Raw genomic sequence first — 660 nt, forward strand, 5'->3', positions numbered from 1 at the left:
CGCGAGGCCGACAGGTTCTCCGAGGTGGAGCTCAGGTTGGCGATGGTGGAGGTGAAGCGGTTCTGGATCGCACCCATGTCCGCACGCGAGGAGTTCACCGAGGTCAGCGCGTTGTCGATGATGCTCAGCGCCTTCTGCGCGCCCTGGAAGGTCGAGATGTCCACGTCCTTCAGGAAGTTGGTGGTACCCGCGGCGGCAGTGGCAGTGGCGGCGATGCCGCTCTGGTCGAAGGTGATGCCGGTGGCACCGGTGGCGCTGCCCGCGGTGAACGAGAAGTCCTGGCCGCCCTTAACCGATTCCAGCTTCAGCTTGTTGCTGCTGTCCACCGAGGCGTACACGCCGGTCTGGGCCAGCTTGTCGTTGATCGCCGATGCGATCTTCTTGGCCACATCGGTGTCCACGTCGCCGACGGCCACCGAGACCGAGGCGATGCTGACGCCGTTGACGGACATGCCGGAGAAGCTGCCGCTGGCGGTGGCGGTACCCGAGGCCAGGGCGTTGGTGGTGGTCTGGGTGGCGGCGAAGCCGGCCTTGCCCAGCGAGGCGGCGCTGGCGTTGACGATGCTGTTGATGCCGATGGTCTGGCCGGCGTCTGCGCCGACCTGGAACAGTGCGCCGGAGAAGGAGCCGTCCAGCAGCTTGGTACCGTTGAAGTTGGTC

At 66.2% G+C, this 660-nt stretch carries 1 protein-coding gene; it reads right to left on the minus strand.

Annotated features, from left to right (window positions below; translation table 11 throughout):
• The coding region (locus SLW55_RS20570) for a flagellin (RefSeq protein WP_320745642.1) at positions 1 to 660 on the minus strand (660 nt) is incomplete at both ends.

The sequence above is a fragment of the Xanthomonas sp. LF06-19 genome (assembly GCF_034105425.1).
GTDB classification, from domain to species: Bacteria; Pseudomonadota; Gammaproteobacteria; order Xanthomonadales; family Xanthomonadaceae; genus Xanthomonas_A; species Xanthomonas_A sontii.